General features: G+C 48.8%; 15 protein-coding genes. 4 read left to right on the top strand and 11 right to left on the bottom strand.

Annotation, left to right across the window (positions count from 1 at the left end):
- Positions 1-61 precede the first annotated feature (61 nt).
- From dtd to FD32_RS06805, 6 genes are all read right to left on the bottom strand, one after another.
- A complete protein-coding gene (dtd, locus tag FD32_RS06830) occupies positions 62-499 on the bottom strand; it encodes a D-aminoacyl-tRNA deacylase (RefSeq protein WP_047770454.1) in 438 nt (145 codons plus the stop codon).
- Positions 500-515: 16 nt separating this feature from the next.
- Positions 516-2,753, bottom strand: a complete 2,238-nt coding sequence (locus FD32_RS06825; protein WP_047770456.1) for a RelA/SpoT family protein — start codon at positions 2,751-2,753, stop codon at positions 516-518.
- Between the two features lie 20 nt (positions 2,754-2,773).
- On the bottom strand, positions 2,774-3,100 hold the full coding sequence (locus FD32_RS06820; protein WP_047770458.1) for a hypothetical protein: 327 nt from the start codon (positions 3,098-3,100) through the stop codon (positions 2,774-2,776).
- A 66-nt stretch (positions 3,101-3,166) separates the two neighbouring features.
- Entirely contained in the window at positions 3,167-3,922 is a 756-nt protein-coding gene (locus FD32_RS06815) for a 16S rRNA (uracil(1498)-N(3))-methyltransferase (protein ID WP_047770460.1), read from the bottom strand.
- A 1-nt stretch (position 3,923) separates the two neighbouring features.
- Positions 3,924-4,883, bottom strand: coding sequence for a 50S ribosomal protein L11 methyltransferase (gene prmA / locus FD32_RS06810; RefSeq protein ID WP_056962147.1), 960 nt, complete (start codon positions 4,881-4,883; stop codon positions 3,924-3,926).
- Between the two features lie 67 nt (positions 4,884-4,950).
- Complete coding sequence (locus FD32_RS06805; protein WP_047770464.1) at positions 4,951-5,253, bottom strand: hypothetical protein; 303 nt, start codon at positions 5,251-5,253, stop codon at positions 4,951-4,953.
- Positions 5,254-5,597: 344 nt separating this feature from the next.
- Here FD32_RS06805 and FD32_RS06800 point away from each other — a divergent pair, with 344 nt between their 5' ends.
- The 3 genes from FD32_RS06800 (at position 5,598) to FD32_RS06790 (ending at position 9,301) form a co-directional block, all read left to right on the top strand.
- A complete protein-coding gene (locus tag FD32_RS06800) occupies positions 5,598-6,557 on the top strand; it encodes an L-lactate dehydrogenase (protein WP_047770466.1) in 960 nt (319 codons plus the stop codon).
- A gap of 113 nt (positions 6,558-6,670) precedes the next feature.
- On the top strand, positions 6,671-7,771 hold the full coding sequence (locus tag FD32_RS06795; RefSeq protein ID WP_047770473.1) for a M24 family metallopeptidase: 1,101 nt from the start codon (positions 6,671-6,673) through the stop codon (positions 7,769-7,771).
- Positions 7,772-7,879: 108 nt separating this feature from the next.
- Positions 7,880-9,301: a C69 family dipeptidase gene (locus FD32_RS06790; protein ID WP_047770476.1), complete on the top strand. Its 1,422-nt coding sequence runs from the start codon at positions 7,880-7,882 to the stop codon at positions 9,299-9,301.
- A gap of 200 nt (positions 9,302-9,501) precedes the next feature.
- Here FD32_RS06790 and lepA read toward each other — a convergent pair whose 3' ends face one another.
- The 5 genes from lepA to hrcA form a co-directional block, all read right to left on the bottom strand.
- The gene (lepA, locus tag FD32_RS06785) at positions 9,502-11,337 is read right to left on the bottom strand and encodes a translation elongation factor 4 (RefSeq protein ID WP_047770489.1); all 1,836 of its coding nucleotides are present in this window, start codon (positions 11,335-11,337) and stop codon (positions 9,502-9,504) included.
- A 125-nt stretch (positions 11,338-11,462) separates the two neighbouring features.
- The gene (dnaJ, locus tag FD32_RS06780; protein WP_047770478.1) at positions 11,463-12,623 is read right to left on the bottom strand and encodes a molecular chaperone DnaJ; all 1,161 of its coding nucleotides are present in this window, start codon (positions 12,621-12,623) and stop codon (positions 11,463-11,465) included.
- Between the two features lie 117 nt (positions 12,624-12,740).
- On the bottom strand, positions 12,741-14,615 hold the full coding sequence (gene dnaK / locus FD32_RS06775; protein WP_047770481.1) for a molecular chaperone DnaK: 1,875 nt from the start codon (positions 14,613-14,615) through the stop codon (positions 12,741-12,743).
- Between the two features lie 23 nt (positions 14,616-14,638).
- Positions 14,639-15,220: a nucleotide exchange factor GrpE gene (gene grpE / locus FD32_RS06770; protein ID WP_047770483.1), complete on the bottom strand. Its 582-nt coding sequence runs from the start codon at positions 15,218-15,220 to the stop codon at positions 14,639-14,641.
- 12 nt (positions 15,221-15,232) lie between these two features.
- Positions 15,233-16,282 (bottom strand): heat-inducible transcriptional repressor HrcA, encoded by a 1,050-nt coding sequence (gene hrcA, locus FD32_RS06765; RefSeq protein WP_047770485.1) that lies wholly within the window; start codon positions 16,280-16,282, stop codon positions 15,233-15,235.
- 169 nt (positions 16,283-16,451) lie between these two features.
- Between hrcA and FD32_RS06760 the strand changes: the two genes are divergently transcribed.
- Positions 16,452-16,772, top strand: a complete 321-nt coding sequence (locus FD32_RS06760; protein ID WP_047770491.1) for a hypothetical protein — start codon at positions 16,452-16,454, stop codon at positions 16,770-16,772.
- Positions 16,773-16,895: the final 123 nt, after the last annotated feature.

Here is a 16,895-nt window from a genome sequence, read left to right as displayed (position 1 = left end):
AAGCTAGTCTAATTGGTCTAGTTATCAAGTGTTGCACTTCAATTTTAAATCGGGGTCATTCTTATTTTTCAAAAGTAATGGTTGTTGGACCATCGTTTTCCAGGTCAACCTTCATGTCCGCCCCGAATTGGCCGGTCTCAACATGAACACCAGTTGCCGCTAACTTAGCATTGAAGCGATCGTATAGCGGCGCCGCAATGGCTGGCTTGGCCGCTTTCGTAAAGCTCGGCCGATTTCCCTTCTGGGTATTTGCGTAGAGGGTAAACTGTGAGATCGACAGGATTGCGCCGTTGACGTCATTCAGCCCCCGGTTCATCTTGCCATTTTCATCTTCGAATACCCGTAAGTTAACAATCTTATGAACCAGGTAGTCAAGCTGCTCATCCCCATCATCGGGGCCAAAGCCAACCAAGAGCATGAAGCCCCGGCCAATCTTACCAAAAACCGTCCCATCGATTGTCACCTGGGCATGGTTCACCTTTTGTAATACAACGCGCATTAGACGACTCCTTTCGTTAACGAATTACCCGCTTAACCACGTAGACATCCCGAATGTTCTTCAGAGCATCCATAATCAACTGGAGCTGGGTTAGGTTCCGCACCCCAATTGTAAGACTGATTGTGACCATCTTGTTATGGTCAACCTTACCGTTAACGGAGTTCAGGTAACGCGTGCTATTGTTAATGGAGCGCAGGACGTCGTTCAACATGCCGTTCCGGTTATAGCCCTGGACTTCAATGTCGGCACTATAGTTGGTCTTGTCCCCCTCGGGATTTGCCCAGTACACGCTGACGATCCGCTGACCACTCTTTTGGGCTGCCCGGATGTTGGGACAGTCCGCCCGGTGAACGGAAACCCCGCGCCCCTTGGTAATGTAACCGGTAATCTCATCACCGGGAACCGGGTTACAACAATGGCTTAACCGAACAAGGAGGTTATCAACGCCCTCAACAACGACGCCCTCACTTGATGCCTTCGCCTGTTTCTGCCGTTCCCGTTCGTCAGGTTCCTGAAGGGTCTGGTGACCTTCTAAGACCGCTTTTTCTGCTGCCTCCTTGCGGTCATCCTCGGCCTTCTTTCGGATATCGTCAGTGAACCGGTTACGAACACCAACCGGCGCCAGGTCACCAAAGCCAACCGCCGCAAACATGTCATCGCTGCTCTTGTAGTGCAGGTGGTTAGCAACTTCCTGACACTTTTCTTCCGTCATCAATTCTGAAGGAACGTAGCCAGCTTCTTGGAGCTGACTCTCCAGCATCCGCTTCCCTTGTTCAATGTTTTCTTCCCGGTTGTGGGCCCGGAAAAAGGAACGAATCTTGTTGCGGGCCCGCCGCGTCGATACCAGTTCTAACCAGTCCCGGCTTGGACCTGCGGATGACGAGGACGTCAGGATATCAACAATGTCACCGTTCTTGATTTCGTAATCCAGGGGAACAATGCGGCCATTAACTTTGGCCCCAGTCGTGTGGTTACCAACCTCCGTGTGGATTTGATAGGCCATATCGAGGGGCCCGGCCCCCTTCGGCATCTCAATTACATCCCCTTTAGGAGTGAAGGCATAAACCTTATCCGTGAAAATATCACTTTGAATTCCCTGCATAAATTCATCGGTTCCGTGACTCTCACTGCGCATCTCCAGGATTTCCTTAACGACGTTCAGCTTCTGACTATCTTTCGTCTGCTTAACGCCATTGGTCTTCCCTTCCTTATAAGCCCAGTGGGCAGCAACCCCATACTCAGCAACTTGGTGCATGTGGTGGGTCCGGATTTGCACTTCTAGTGGCCGTCCCTCTGGGCCAATGATTGTGGTGTGCAGCGACTGGTAGCCATTGGCTTTTGGCATCGCAATATAGTCCTTAAACCGTCCCGGCATTGGCTTCCAATTCGTGTGAATTACCCCCAAAGCGGCATAGCAATCCTTAATTGTATCGACAACAATCCGAATCGCCAGGAGGTCGTAAATCTGGCTAAACTGCTTATGCTGAGTGACCATTTTCCGGTAGATTGAGTAGATATGCTTCGGCCGACCGTAAATTTCGACATTTGGTCCCAGGTCGAGGTCACTAATGGCCTTCTTAATCAGCTTGATGGAGTGGTTGATGGAATCTACCCGTTGGTCCCGCCGCGAATTCATCAGGTGGACAATTCGGTAGTACTGCTGAGGGTTCAAGTAGCGCAGAGAAAGATCTTCCAACTCCCACTTGATAGTACTGATCCCCAGCCGGTCAGCAATTGGGGCGTAGATTTCCAGGGTTTCGTTGGAGATCCGCCGTTGCTTGTCCGGACGCAGGTGCTTAAGGGTCCGCATATTGTGCAGGCGGTCAGCCAGCTTAACGATCATCACCCGAATATCCTTTGACATCGCCAGCAGCAGCTTCCGGTGCGTAGCAGCCATCTGCTCCTTATTCGACTTATATTGGATCTTACCGAGTTTGGTATCCCCATCGACAATCATGGCAATCGTGGGACCAAACAATTCCTTAATGTCGTCCAGGGTTGCCCCGGTATCTTCAACAATATCATGCAGGTAACCAGCGCAAACCGTTTCCGGATCCATCTGAAGGTTAGCGAGGATTCCCGCCACCTGAATTGGGTGGATAATGTAAGGTTCCCCAGACTTTCGCCGCTGGTCATGGTGACAGATTTCGGCAAACCGGTAGGCCTTTTCAACCAGGGCCACGTGTTCCTCGTTCATGTATGATGCCACCATCTTGTGAACATCTTCATGGGTCAACTCTTTCGTTTCTGACATAAAAACAACCTCCCTTCGTCTTAATCTTGCTTACGCGTCGAGCAGGACAGGTAAGTGATTGCTAAGTAGGCGGCGGCAAAGTAATACGTGTACTTTGGCATCCAGACGTAAGCGGCCGCTAAAAATAAGATTGGAAAGACGAACAGCGTCCACCAGCGAGCGGCGTGGTGGTAAAGATAACTGCCTAACCAAACGCAGTAACAGCAATTAATTACGACCAGGACCCAGCCGACCCACATTGCCTTGGTAAACGGCAAAAACTTGAGTGCCAAAACTGGTACTAGGACCCCAAAGAGGATTCCGCCGCCCCACAAAAATATGTCAACATTTTTCTTGATCCAATTCATTCTCTCAACACCTTATACTTTGGCAATTTAATGCCCAAATTTATCTGCTTAATTGTAGCACAAAACTTAGTTGACCGGGGTTGCCAACTCACAAGCGTAGGAAACAGCAGTTAGAAAGTATAGGGGAGCTGTTTCCGTCCGCAGGATTCGGGGACCGAGGCCAACCGGCTGGACACCTGCCGCAGCCATTTGATCAACTTCCCCTGCCGTGAGGCCACCTTCTGGACCAAATATCGCGAGCAGCGACTGATGAGCCTTAATCTTTTGTAGGCACCGGGCCAGGCCGCTCTTTTCTCCCTGCTTGGCAGACTCCTCCCAGGCAACAAGACGAAAATCAGCCGGGTTAGCCGTCAGTGCCTGCTTGAGGTTCGAATAGTAGGCTACTACAGGCTGGTAATTGCGGTGAGACTGTTCGGCAGCGGCATCCGCAATCTTTTGCAGGCGGGCAACCTTTTTTTGCTGCTTCTTTGACGTCCAGTGGCTAACCGACCGCTGGGCTTCAAAGAAGACGATTCGTTTAGCCCCTAGTTCAGTAGCCTTTTGTACGATCAGCTCTGGCTTTTCCTTAGTCTTGGGAAGACCACAAAGGATCGTCACATCAACCGGGAGTTCACTGTTCTTACCTAAAGCGTGATCGATCTTGACAATTGTCTCTGGTTCCGTAGTCGCAACCTTCGCTAGGTAAACCTGGTGGTCAGCAAGGACAAGCTCGACCGGTGTGCCAACCGTCGCTCTCAAGACGGTCGTCAGGTGGTGGGCAATCGCTTTCGGCAGAACTAATTGCCCATCTTGGGCTCGTTCATTAATAAAATAACGCTGCATTTTACTCGTCCTCCGCTGGCTTGTGGGCAATAATACCGTGCCAGTCTTTCATCTTAGTTTCACTATCGATAATGAAGCCCTGGGCCGTTAGCTTCTGACGAATCAATTCCGCCTTATCATCAATAATTCCGGAAGTTAGGAACAGGCCACCAGGCTTGAGGTCCTCGTAGGCCTGTGGAATTAGTGGGACGATAATCTCCGCCAGGATATTTGCGACTACAATATCGACCTGCGTATGAATGCCATCCAGTAAACTATTGACACCAAGCTTGATATCACTAGCAACGGGGTTCAGGGCGATATTTTTCTTTGCCGAACGGACCGCAACTTCGTCAACGTCGTATGCGGCCACCGCACCCACCCCAATTTGCTTGGCAGCAATGCTGAGCACCCCGGAGCCGGTTCCAACATCAATCATTGATTCACCCCCGCGGACAACTTTTTCGAGTGCTTCCATCATTAAACGGGTTGTGGGGTGGGTCCCCGTTCCAAAGGCCATTCCCGGGTCAAGATAAATTAGTTTTTCACTCTCTTGGACCGGCTGATAGTCCTCCCACTGGGGAACAATGGTTAATTCATTAGTAACCCGTAACGGGTGGTAATACTTTTGCCAGACGGTTGCCCAATCCTTGTTATTGACCGTCGCTGCTGTTACCTGGTCATTTCCCGGGTTCAGTCCATAATCCTTTAGTTTGGCAACCCGCATTTTGATTGTCGGGACAATTTCCGGCATAAAGGTCTTCTCCGGAAAGTAGCCGGTTACCGCGGCCCCTTGTTTCCGGTGGGGAATCTCATCCGGGTCAACAATTTCGCCATGTTCTCCATACTTTCCCGGACGGAGATTGGCGAAATCGGCAGCATCATCAATCTGAATTCCCTCTGCCCCCTCATTCGTCAAAATATAGCTAACTGCTTCAACTGCTTCACTAGATGTCACGACCGTTACCGATGTCCAGTTCATTTTTTCCTCCTTGAAATTAAGAAAATCGTGACCACCCTTCGATGGTCACGATTCCTGCTCATAATAATTATTCATCATCATCAACATGGTGATTCTCTTCCTCACGCGCCCGCTTCTTCTTTTCTTTTTCCATGTGGTGCTTTAAATAGTCAATCAAATCCGACTCGGTTAAGAAAATCCGCGGATGGTGTTGGTGGTGTAAACGAACGTCGATTTCATTGATCTTCAGGCGTCCTGTCCAGGTATGGGAGTATCGAATGATTACCCGGTTGTTAAGCCGATGCTTACCAAAACGAAAAACGTAGACATGTTGGGGGGTCATCATCGGCCGAATGTATTCACGCTTGTACATTAAATCATTGTCACGCATGAACTGTTTAGTGCGATTTAAAATGGTAATCACCTCCTCCGAAATTATTTGACTAACTTTCTCGCGCGAAAGTTAATTGTAGGTATTTTTATTTTAGCACATGTTCTGACTCTACCAAAGTTAAAACACTATTAAGTTTGCCCCTTAATAAATATTATTTACGGTTGTTTTGCGAGCCTAAGTAGCCAGTTTTGTAGAGCTTGTGAAATAGTTATTTTGTGATAAGACCAATATTATCATGTTAAAATTGTCTTATATTATAGATTTTTCACAAAGGAATGCTATAATATTTTTTGGAGATTTAATCTCGATAATTGCAAAAGATGAAAGGGAGATTGCTAATTATGTCTAAGAATCATCAAAAAGTTGTCCTCGTCGGTGACGGGGCCGTTGGTTCAAGTTATGCCTTTGCAATGGCTCAACAAGGGATTGCTGAAGAATTCGCCATTGTTGATATTGTTAAGAAGCGTACTGAAGGTGACGCTTTGGACCTGGAAGATGCTACTGCATTCACTGCTCCAAAGAACATCTACTCCGCTGACTACGACACCTGCAAGGATGCTGACCTGGTCGTTATCACTGCCGGTGCTCCACAAAAGCCTGGTGAAACTCGTCTTCAATTAGTTGACAAGAACCTGAAGATCATCAAGTCCGTTGTTGAACCAATTATGAAGTCCGGCTTTGATGGTATCTTCCTGGTTGCTGCTAACCCTGTTGATATCTTAACCTACGCTGTTCAAAAGTTCTCTGGTTTCCCAAAGAACAAGGTTGTTGGTTCCGGTACTTCTCTGGACTCCGCTCGTCTGCGGGTTGCTCTTGCTAAGAAGTTCGATGTTGACCCACGTGACGTTTCTGCTAACATCATGGCTGAACACGGTGACTCCGAATTTGCTGCTTACTCCAGTGCTACTATTGGTGGTAAGCCATTACTGGACATCGCTAAGGAACAAGGCGTTTCAACTGACGAACTCCTTAAGATTGAAGACGACGTTCGTAACAAGGCATACGAAATCATTAACCGCAAGGGTGCAACCTTCTACGGTGTTGCTACTGCCCTGATGCGGATTTCTCGTGCCATCCTGCGCGACGAAAACGCTGTTCTCCCAATTGGTGCTCCAATGAACGGTGAATACGGTTTGAAGGACCTCTACATCGGTACCCCCGCCGTTGTTAACGCTTCTGGTGTTGCCCGTGTTATTGAAGTTCCACTTAACGACCGTGAAAAGAAGGCTATGGCTGCTTCTGCTGCTGAACTGGAAAAGGTTGCTAAGAACGGTTTGGCTAAGCTGGAAGGCAACAACTAGTATTTAAATTATTACTTCTGAGGGTCTGGGTTACTATCCAGGCCTTTTTTGTTTGCCATTTTTTTGCCGGTTAGGATATGATAAGGGTACTAATCTTTAAGGAGGGACTTTCCTTGTCTAAAATTACCAACCTACAAGAACAAATTATCAAAGCTAACATTGACGTCGCCTACATCAGCGACCCGATGACCATTGGCTACCTCACTGGTTTCTATGAGGAACCATTAGAACGGGTAATGGCTCTGCTCATCTTCCCTGATGCCCAGCCGTTCTTCTTCACCCCGGCGCTCGAAGTGGAGGCCGCTAAGGGAGCCGGTTGGTCAGGTGATATCTATGGCTACCTTGATCATGAAGATTCCTTCGCCATTATTGCCGAACACGTTAAGGAACGCGTCGCCAACCCTGCCAAATGGGGAATTGAAGAAAGTCACTTGACTGTCGACCGCCTGCTTCACCTTAAAGGACAATTCCCTGGTGCCAAGTTCACTACTAACCTGACCCCCACGATCGAGCGGATGCGACTGATCAAGAGCCCCGATGAGATTGAAAAGCTCAATCAGGCCGGCAAGTGGGCCGACTTCATGCTTGAAGAGGGTTTTAAGAACCTCGCTATTGGTCGAAGCGAGCAGGAAATTGCAGCTAACCTCGAATATGCCCTGAAGAAACACGGCATCATGCACACCAGCTTTGACACCCTTGTTCAAGCGGGCGCTCACGCCGCTGAACCGCACGGTGCCACCTCCAGCAACCAGGTCCAGAATAATGAACTCGTCCTCTTTGACCTCGGCTGCATGGTGGACGGCTACGCCAGTGACGTTTCCCGTACCGTGGCAGTTGGTCAGTTAAACACCAAGCAAAAGGATATCTACCAGGTCTGCCTTGAGGCCCAACTGAGCGCCCAGGATGCTGCCCGTCCGGGAATCACTGCGGAGGAACTGGATGCTGTGGCCCGGGACGTAATTACCAAGGCCGGCTATGGTGAGTACTTTATCCACCGCCTGGGACACGGTCTGGGAATGAGTGATCACGAGTTTCCTTCAATCATGGCCGGAAACAAGCTGGTTCTCCAGCCTGGCATGTGCTTCTCAATTGAACCCGGGATTTATATTCCTGGTGTCGCCGGTGTCCGGATTGAGGACTGCGTTCATATTACTGCCAATGGCTGTGAACCCTTCACCCACACCAGCAAGGAACTCAAAACATTTAACCTTTAATGGGTCAATAAATAACCATGATAAGACTTTATCATTGGTTATTTTCTTTTTTAAACCACCACAATTGCGGTATCATAAAAGAGTGAACTACTATTTGGAGGGATAAAAATGCAAAAGAAAAATCGTGATGCCTGCACCTCGATTATGGTTGGGAAGAAGGCGGCCCTAGAGGGAACCCCAATCATTTCCCGCAACGAGGACCGGGTGAAGGCAATCGAACCCAAGCGGTTCATTGTCCAACCCGCTGTTCAAGGACGAGACGAGACATATATTTCGCCTTACAATAAGCTAACGGTGGAAATGCCGACCGCCGGGATGCGCTACACTTCGCTACCAAGTCTTGATCAAAGTGCCGGGCCAAACGAGGAAGCCGGGATTAATGAGGCTAACGTCGCCGCTTCGTTTACCGAAAGTGTGTACGCTAATAACCGGGTACTAGCCTATGACCCCTTCATCAAAAGTGGGCTGGCCGAGGATTCACTCTGTACCCTGGTCCTCCCCTTCATCCATTCCGCACGGGAGGGTGTTTCCTACACCGGTAAGCTGGTTGAAAAGTATGGGTCAGCAGAAGGCAACGGGATGCAGTTTGCTGACCAGGATGAGGTCTGGTACATGGAAGTTGTCACTGGTCACCAGTGGGTGGCCGTTCGCATCCCCGACGACTGTTATGCGGTAACCCCCAACCAGGTTGCAATCGAAGACATCGACTTCAATAACCCGGCCAACTACATGTGGGCCCCCAAGATTCGCGAATTTGTCGCACAGCACCACCTGAACTCGGATGAAGATAAGTGGAATTTCCGTCACATCTTTGGAACCAGTACCCAAAAGGACCGCCACTACAACACTCCCCGAACATGGTTCGCCCAACGATACCTCAGCCCGGTAGCCGCAAAGGGCCAAGAACCGGAAGATAACGACATGCCGTTTATCCGTAAGGCCGAATTCAAGATTGCGGTCGAAGATGTCCAGTACGTCCTTAAATCCCACTTTAATGAGACCAAGTACGACCCGATGGGAACCGCACCGGAGCGCAAAACTTATCGGGCAATCTCACTCTCCCGGACTGCTGAATCGCATATTCTTCAGCTGCGCGACCCCCAGCAGTTCCAAACCAGTATTCACTGGCAGGAACTCGGGGTCCCCGCATTCAACCCCTATGTGCCATTCTTTGCTAATACCACGTATACTGATGAATCTTACCGGGTCGTTCCCAACAAGATGGACCTTAAGAGTGCATACTGGTTAAACGAAGCCCTCGCCGAAGTCGTTGAAAGCCACTACACTGAGTTCATTGAACAGGATGAGAACTACCAAAAGGAGTTAAACGAATGGGGCCGGCGCAAGATTACGGAAGTGGATCAAAAGGCCCAGGCACTGACTGGTGAAGAGCTTACTGCCTACTTAACGTCGGAGAACCATGTAATTGCCAGTCACTATAACCAGCGAACCAAGGAACTGCTTTTTGACCTGTTGACCCAGGGATGTGAGCTTTCCCAAATGTCGTTTAAGATGGACCCTAACCTTTAAATACGGCAAGAGTCTTGAATTATTTTAAAAAATGAGCAGGTACAAAGGCTTAATAGTCTTGTACCTGCTCATTTTTATGTTCACAGTAATTGTCTTAATGGGCCGCTTCCATTCCACAGAATCTTAAGACTAGAGCAAAATTGTGCTCTTTTCAGCACACATATATGCGCTTTTAAAAAGCGCCACTGCTATATCAGCCCTTAGCGCTCGTCGCTTTCCTCATCGGTCTTCAAAACGGCCATGAACGCTTCCTGAGGGATATCTACCTTACCGACGGCCTTCATCCGCTTCTTACCACGTTTCTGCTTCTCCAGCAGCTTGGCCCGCCGGTCGGGATCACCAGTGTGGATCCGGGCAGTAACATCCTTCCGGTAGGCTTTAATGTTTGTCCGGGCGATAATCTTAGAGCCAATTGCCGCCTGAATAGGAATTTCAAAGTTTTGCCGCGGGATGATCTTCTTCAACTTGGAAGTAATTTCCCGTCCCCGTTCGGCAGCAAAGTCCTTATGGGCAATGAAGCTCAGCGCATCAACTTTATCACCATTCAACAGGATATCAATTTTAACCAAGTTACTTGGCTTGTATTCATCAATTTCGTAATCCATCGAAGCATAGCCGCGTGTCGAGCTCTTCAGCTTGTCGAAAAAGTCAAAGATAATTTCTGACAGCGGCACATGGTAAATCACGTTTACCCGGGTGTCACTGAGGTACTCCATGGTTTCAAAGATTCCCCGTTTCCGCTGGCAGAGCTCCATCACGGGGCCCACGTAGTCATTTGGCACCATGATTGATGCCTTGACGTACGGCTCCTTAATCACCTTGATTGAGGAATCATCTGGCATCTCAGCCGGGTTTTCCACCTCAACCGTGGAACCATCGGCCAGGTCAACATGGTAGGTAACCGATGGCGCCGTAGTGATCAGGTCAAGGTTAAATTCACGCTCCAGGCGTTCCTGGACAACATCCATGTGTAACAGCCCCAAGAAACCACAACGGAAACCGAAGCCCAAGGCCTGTGAACTTTCCGGCTCAAAAACAAGTGCCGCATCGTTTAGCTGCAGTTTTTCAAGGGCCTCCCGGAGGTCGTTAAACTTCGCATTGTCAGTTGGATACAGACCAGCATAAACCATTGGCGTCATTTGTCGATAACCTTCTAATGGCTTGTCCGTTGGGTGATCAGCACTAGTCACAGTATCACCGACCCGGGTATCCTTAATGTCCTTGATTGCGGCGGTAATGTAACCAACGTCACCCGCCATCAGGACATCCCGAGCCAGTGGCTTGGGCGAGTTAATACCGACTTCAGCAACCTCGTACTCGGTTCCACTATTCATCAGCCGAATTCGGTCGCCCTTCTTCACGGTCCCCTCAAATACCCGGACACTCAGGACAACGCCACGGTAATCATCGTACTTTGAATCAAAAATCAGGGCCTTAAGGGGCGCGGTCAGGTCACCAGTGGGAGCAGGAACATCCTTGACGATCTTCTCCAGGACTTGATCGACGTTGAGACCCGTCTTCGCACTAACGTCAACCGCCTCATCAGTTTCCAGTCCAATTTCGTCTTCAATCTGGGCCTTGGTCCCCTCCGGATCAGCAGACGGTAAGTCAATTTTGTTAATGACAGGGAGAATTTCCAAGTCGTTATCCAGGGCCAGGTAGACATTTGCCAATGTCTGGGCCTCCACTCCCTGGGTGGCATCCACGACCAGGATTGCGCCTTCACAGGCCGCCAGCGAACGCGAGACCTCATAGGAGAAGTCCACGTGCCCCGGGGTATCAATCAGGTGGAAAATGTAGTCCTGCCCATCCTTAGCATGGTAGGTAAGGGCCACCGCATTTAGTTTAATGGTAATCCCCCGTTCACGCTCCAGCGGCATATCATCGAGGACCTGGTCCTTCATTTCACGCTTACTAATCGAATCCGTCATTTCCAAAATCCGGTCGGCCAGCGTTGACTTACCGTGGTCAATGTGGGCAACAATTGAAAAATTACGGATGTGCTTTTGGCGCTCCTTCATTTCTTCCAGACTCATTGTCATGCTTATTCACTACTTTCTACGAAAATACTCTTATCTAGTATAACAAAGACAAACCGAAATTTAAAAAAAGCCAGGAAAGCGGACAACTTGTCCCTTTTCCTGGCCCAATCATTATTGTATTAACGGTCCTCAAAGGCGTCCTTAAGCTTATCCAAGACAGATTTCTTGACGCCCTTGACATCCTCACCACTAGCGGCAGCGAAGGCCATCATTGCCTCCCGCTGGCGTTTGTTGAGGTTCTTCGGTGTTTTAACGTGGACGGTAACATGTTCGTCGCCAGTTCCCTTACCGTTCAAATAAGGAACGCCCTTCCCACGTAAGCGGAAGTTGGTTTCTGATTGCGTCCCGGCAGGAACTTTCAGGTCCACGTCACCATGAACGGTCTTAACCTTGATCTCGTCCCCTAAGGCAGCTTGAGCGAACGAAATGTCACGGTCAACGTAAATGGTCGTGCCATCTCGCCGGAAGTCCCGACTTGGGGTAACCCTGAAGACAATATACAAGTCACCAGCGGGGCCACCATTCTCACCAGCGTCACCCTGCCCTTCAAGGCGCATTTGCTGGCCATCATCTACCCCAGCTGGAACCTTGACTTCCAACTCGTGCTTGGCGTGAACGTGGCCGCTACCGTGGCAGGTTGGACACTGGTCAGCAGCCTTAATTACCTTACCGGTCCCGTTACACTCTGGACAGGTGGTTTGGGTCTGCATGTTCCCCAGTGGGGTCCGCCGGACGGTAACAATTACACCGCTACCGCCACACCGCTTACAAGTCGACGCAGACTTACCGGTTTTAGCACCGGTCCCGTGACAGGTCTTGCACTGCTCATCACGATCGTACTTGATGGTCGTCGTCTTGCCGAAGATGGCGTCCATAAACTTCAGTGTCATAGCGTACTGAAGGTCCCGACCCTGACGGGGTGCCGTCGGATTAGGACGGCGACTGCCACCACCACCAAAGAATTGGCTGAAGATGTCATCAAAACCACTGGCACCACCGAAGCCCTGGCTACTAAAGCCACCATTGCCAAAGCCACCAAAGCCTTGACCTGCGCCGGCCTGTGGACCAGCAGAACCAAACTGGTCATACTGGGCCCGCTTTTGCGAATCACTTAAGACATCGTAAGCTTCATTGATCTTCTTAAATTTTTCTTCCGCGCCAGGTGCATGGTTAACATCCGGGTGGTACTTAGCAGCGAGTCGCCGGTAAGCGTGTTTAATATCTGCTTCAGAGGCATCCTTTGAGACACCTAAAACATCGTAATAGTTTTCTTCTGCCATTTATATCCCTCACAACTTAATTGCCTGTATAGTTATACCACAGATCGGAAACGAAAGTAAAAGCCAAAGTCCTAAACCGCGGCCTTTGGCTTTTACAATGCATCTAGCAATTAGAAATTACTTCTTGTCGTCTGGGGTAACATCCTTGAAGTCACCATCAACGGTGTTGCCATCGTCATTACCCTTTTGGTTACCATTGTTACCGGCATTGCCATTCGGGTTTGCACCGCCCTGGGCATTGCCTTGGGCTCCTTGTGCCTGCTTGTAAAGCTTGACACTTAAGTCTTGGATAACCTTGTTGAGGGCGTCCTTCTTGGCCTTCATGTCATCAAGGTTGCCGCTTTCCTTGGCCTTCTTCAGGTCGTCACGAGCACTTTCAGCCTTCTTGATGTCTTCGTCAGGAACCTTGCCCTTAACTTCCTTTAAGGTCTTGTCAACTTGGAAGAGTTCTTGGTCGACCTCGTTCTTCAGGTCCACTTCTTCCTTCTTCTTCTTGTCGGCTTCAGCGTGTTCTTCGGCATCCTTCTTCATCCGTTCAATTTCTTCGTCGGACAGACCAGAGTTGGACTTGATAACGATCTTTTGTTCCTTACCAGTTCCCATGTCCTTGGCAGAAACGTTAACAATCCCGTTCTTGTCAATGTCGAAGGTAACCTTGATTTGAGGAACACCACGAGGAGCAGCTGGAATATCTGTCAGCTGGAAGTTCCCTAAGGTCTTGTTATCAGCTGCCATTGGCCGTTCACCCTGAAGAACATGAATGTCAACGGCAGATTGATTATCGGCGGCCGTTGAGAAGATTTGGCTCTTGGATGTTGGAATGGTCGTGTTCCGGTCAATCAACTTGGTGAAGACCCCACCCATGGTTTCAATACCAAGAGAAAGTGGTGTAACATCAAGCAGAACAACGTCCTTAACATCACCGGTCAGAACCCCACCTTGGATAGCGGCACCAAGGGCAACGGCTTCATCAGGGTTGATGGAGTGGTTTGGTTCCTTACCAGTCAATTTCTTAACCATTTCTTGAACGGCCGGGATCCGGGTCGAACCACCGTTCAGGATAACTTCATCAATGTCATCGAATGAAAGGTCCGCATCCTTCAAAGCATTTAATACTGGTTGCTTCGTCCGTTCAACCAGGTCATTAGTCAACTGGTTGAATTGGGCCCGGGTCAAACTCTTCTCCAAGTGGAGGGGACCGTTTTCACCGGATGAAATGAATGGCAGACTGATTTGTGCTTCCTGAACACCCGAAAGGTCCTTCTTGGCCTTTTCAGCGGCATCCTTCAACCGTTGTAGAGCCATCTTGTCTTGTGAAAGATCAATACCGTGTTCCTGCTTGAAGCCGTCGATCAACCAATCCATAATCTTTTGGTCGAAGTCATCCCCACCCAGGTGGGTATCACCATTAGTTGAAAGGACTTGGAAGACCCCGTCACCTAATTCCAGGATGGAGACATCAAAGGTCCCACCACCAAGGTCGTAAACCAAGATCTTTTCGTCCTTATCCTTCTTGTCCAGGCCGTAAGCCAGGGAAGAAGCGGTTGGTTCGTTGATAATCCGCTTAACGTCCAAGCCGGCAATTTTTCCAGCATCCTTAGTTGCTTGACGTTGAGCATCGTTGAAGTAGGCAGGTACCGTAATAACGGCCTTGTCAACGGTGTCGCCAATGTAATCTTCAGCATACTTCTTGATGTATTGAAGAATCATTGCGGAGATCTCTTGTGGAGTGTACTTCTTACCGTCGACTTCCACTGTGTAGCCGGCTTCACCCATGTGACTCTTGATAGAAGAAATCGTGTTCGGGTTAGTAATTGCTTGCCGCTTGGCAACTTCACCAACTTGGGTTTCACCATTCTTAAATGAAACAACGGATGGCGTTGTCCGGCTCCCTTCTGGGTTAGTAATAATCTTGGGCTCGTTACCTTCCATAACGGCAACGGCGGAGTTAGTAGTACCTAAATCAATACCAATAATCTTGTTACTTGCCATTGTTTATTCCCTCTCTTATATTTTTATTGTGCCACAACAACCATTGCGGGACGCAGAACCCGGTCCTTCAGCTGGTAACCAGCTTGCAAGACTTTGACAACCGTTTCCGGTTTTTGATCACCCTTTACTGGGACGGTTTTAACCGCTTGGTGCAAGGTCGGATCAAAAATCTTTCCTTCTGCGGGGATCTCAGTGACCCCATGGTCCTTTAAGGCTGCCGTTAAGTGGTCGTGGACCATTTGAATACCCTTTTTTAGTTGTTGGCCATTTTCATCTTTAACTTCAATCGTGAGTGCCCGCTTAAGGTTATCAAGAACGGGAAGAACACTCTTTGCCAGGTCCTGACCATCATACTTCAAGATCTGGGCGCGTTCCTTATTAAAGCGGGTCGTCATATTTTGAATTTCCGCTTCGGCACGTAGATACTTGTCATCTTTATCCGCAAGTTGTTTTTTCAAGTCATCCACTTGCTTTTGCAACTTTTCACAGCGGTGGTGGCACTGACCCTTGTGGCCACCATGGTGTTCAGCTTTATTATCAGTCTGAGCAGCTTTGCCATCAGCTTTTGGCTGCTCTTCCTGCTTTTGCTTTTCTTCTTTTGCCAAATGACTCGCCTCCTATGAATCGTAATAGTGTCGGTAAAAGTCAAGTAGTCGCTTGGCTAACTCCTGACGAAAGGCATTTACAATTCCAATCGTCCGTGAGTAAGGCATCCTCGTGGGCCCTAAAACAGCAATGATTCCCTTACCATACTGGTCGACATCATAGCTTGCCGTAATTAGACTATAATCCTTTAACACCTGGTCCTTAGCAATTTCCGAGCCAATCCTGACGTTGACATCCTTATCATCAGATCCCGTGTCAAGAAGGTGCGACAACTCATCATTTTGATCAATTAGGCTATATAACGCCTGCAGGGCTTGCGGATCTTGGTTATTAGAAAATCCCAAGATGTTAAGCCGCCCGCCGACAAAGAAGCGTTCCCGAGCGGCCCGGGAAACAACGTTGTCAAACAAGTCCGAGAAGCCGTCAGAACCATGCATATATTGCATGATCCGCTTTGGGATGTCATCATTCAGCCGTTTAACTACTTCAGTCAGCGGTCGCTCGACCAACTGATCATTAATCATCCTGATTACCGCTTGGAGTGCATCGGTATCAAAATTACGTGGCAGGGTAAACGACTGACTCTCGACGTCCCCACTGTCGGTAACCAAAATGGCAATCACCTTATGGTTACCCAACGGGACCACCCGAAAACCACTTAACCGGACATCGGTTTGCTCCGGCTTTAGGGTAAATGCTGTGTAAGAAGTCAGGTCTGACAAGATATCTGCTGAATGCGAAACAATCTCATCAATCTTTTGAAAACTCGTCCCTAAAGAATTCTGGATAACAACCAGGTCATTATCCGTGAGCGCATTTGCATCCAGCAGGTGATCGACGTAGTATCGGTAGCCACGCTTTGAAGGCACCCTCCCCGAGGACGAATGCTCTTTTTTGATTAGCTGGTGATCTTCTAATACCGCCATCTCATTCCGGATTGTTGCTGAACTAACCTTAAATGGTAACTTTTCAGCGAGGTGCTTTGATCCTACCGGTTGACCGGTTGAGGTGTATTGACGTACAATCGCTTGCAGAATTGTCTTTTGTCGTTGTGTTAGCATTTTGATCACATCCCTTTTTAGCACTCTTTAGGGCTAAGTGCTAAACACACTTAATAATATACCAATCACCTGTTTAAAAGTCAAGGAATGTCAAATTAAATCTAAGGAGATTTTACAATTGAGTACAGACGACCACCGTTACGTTCAACCTCATAATGCTCAAGAGGCCATGGAGCTCATCCAACGGCTCTTCAACAAGTACCGAAGTGCCCCATTAACCAACGAGCTGCTTGCCTACCATAATAACCTCATCTATCGTCTCCAATCCGATATCAAGGACGCTGCAAAAAAGGAGGGCAGTCCAAAGCGGGTTAAGGAGATCGACCAGATGACTAACATCATGCGCTCATGGACTAACCTCCGCTTAACCGGCCACCCATTTCACGGTAAAATGCACCACTTCCGATTGGTTACCACGGATGGGCCGAAGTTTAAACGGCAGGCCCACAAGATTCACCAGGGCAACAACCACCGGGCTAGTCGTCACTAGGGATTTTTTGGGGGTGGAGAAACGAAAGGGCCCCAGTTAATATTACAGCACAGTACCCAAAGGGGTCGTGACAAAAAGCCTCTGAATCAGAAGCTCCATTCGGAATTTAACAAAAATTCTGAA

This window comes from Limosilactobacillus panis DSM 6035 (genome assembly GCF_001435935.1).
Classification (GTDB): Bacteria; Bacillota; Bacilli; order Lactobacillales; family Lactobacillaceae; genus Limosilactobacillus; species Limosilactobacillus panis.
This window is presented reverse-complemented; position numbering and strand designations above follow the sequence as displayed.

Coding starts and splice junctions, on each gene's coding strand:
- dtd (WP_047770454.1), bottom strand. CDS start 499: ATGCGCGTTGTATTACAAAAGGTGAACCATGCCCAGGTGACAATCGAT.
- FD32_RS06825 (WP_047770456.1), bottom strand. CDS start 2,753: ATGTCAGAAACGAAAGAGTTGACCCATGAAGATGTTCACAAGATGGTG.
- FD32_RS06820 (WP_047770458.1), bottom strand. CDS start 3,100: ATGAATTGGATCAAGAAAAATGTTGACATATTTTTGTGGGGCGGCGGA.
- FD32_RS06815 (WP_047770460.1), bottom strand. CDS start 3,922: ATGCAGCGTTATTTTATTAATGAACGAGCCCAAGATGGGCAATTAGTT.
- prmA (WP_056962147.1), bottom strand. CDS start 4,883: ATGAACTGGACATCGGTAACGGTCGTGACATCTAGTGAAGCAGTTGAA.
- FD32_RS06805 (WP_047770464.1), bottom strand. CDS start 5,253: ATGCGTGACAATGATTTAATGTACAAGCGTGAATACATTCGGCCGATG.
- FD32_RS06800 (WP_047770466.1), top strand. CDS start 5,598: ATGTCTAAGAATCATCAAAAAGTTGTCCTCGTCGGTGACGGGGCCGTT.
- FD32_RS06790 (WP_047770476.1), top strand. CDS start 7,880: ATGCAAAAGAAAAATCGTGATGCCTGCACCTCGATTATGGTTGGGAAG.
- lepA (WP_047770489.1), bottom strand. CDS start 11,337: ATGAGTCTGGAAGAAATGAAGGAGCGCCAAAAGCACATCCGTAATTTT.
- dnaJ (WP_047770478.1), bottom strand. CDS start 12,623: ATGGCAGAAGAAAACTATTACGATGTTTTAGGTGTCTCAAAGGATGCC.
- dnaK (WP_047770481.1), bottom strand. CDS start 14,615: ATGGCAAGTAACAAGATTATTGGTATTGATTTAGGTACTACTAACTCC.
- hrcA (WP_047770485.1), bottom strand. CDS start 16,282: ATGCTAACACAACGACAAAAGACAATTCTGCAAGCGATTGTACGTCAA.
- FD32_RS06760 (WP_047770491.1), top strand. CDS start 16,452: ATGGAGCTCATCCAACGGCTCTTCAACAAGTACCGAAGTGCCCCATTA.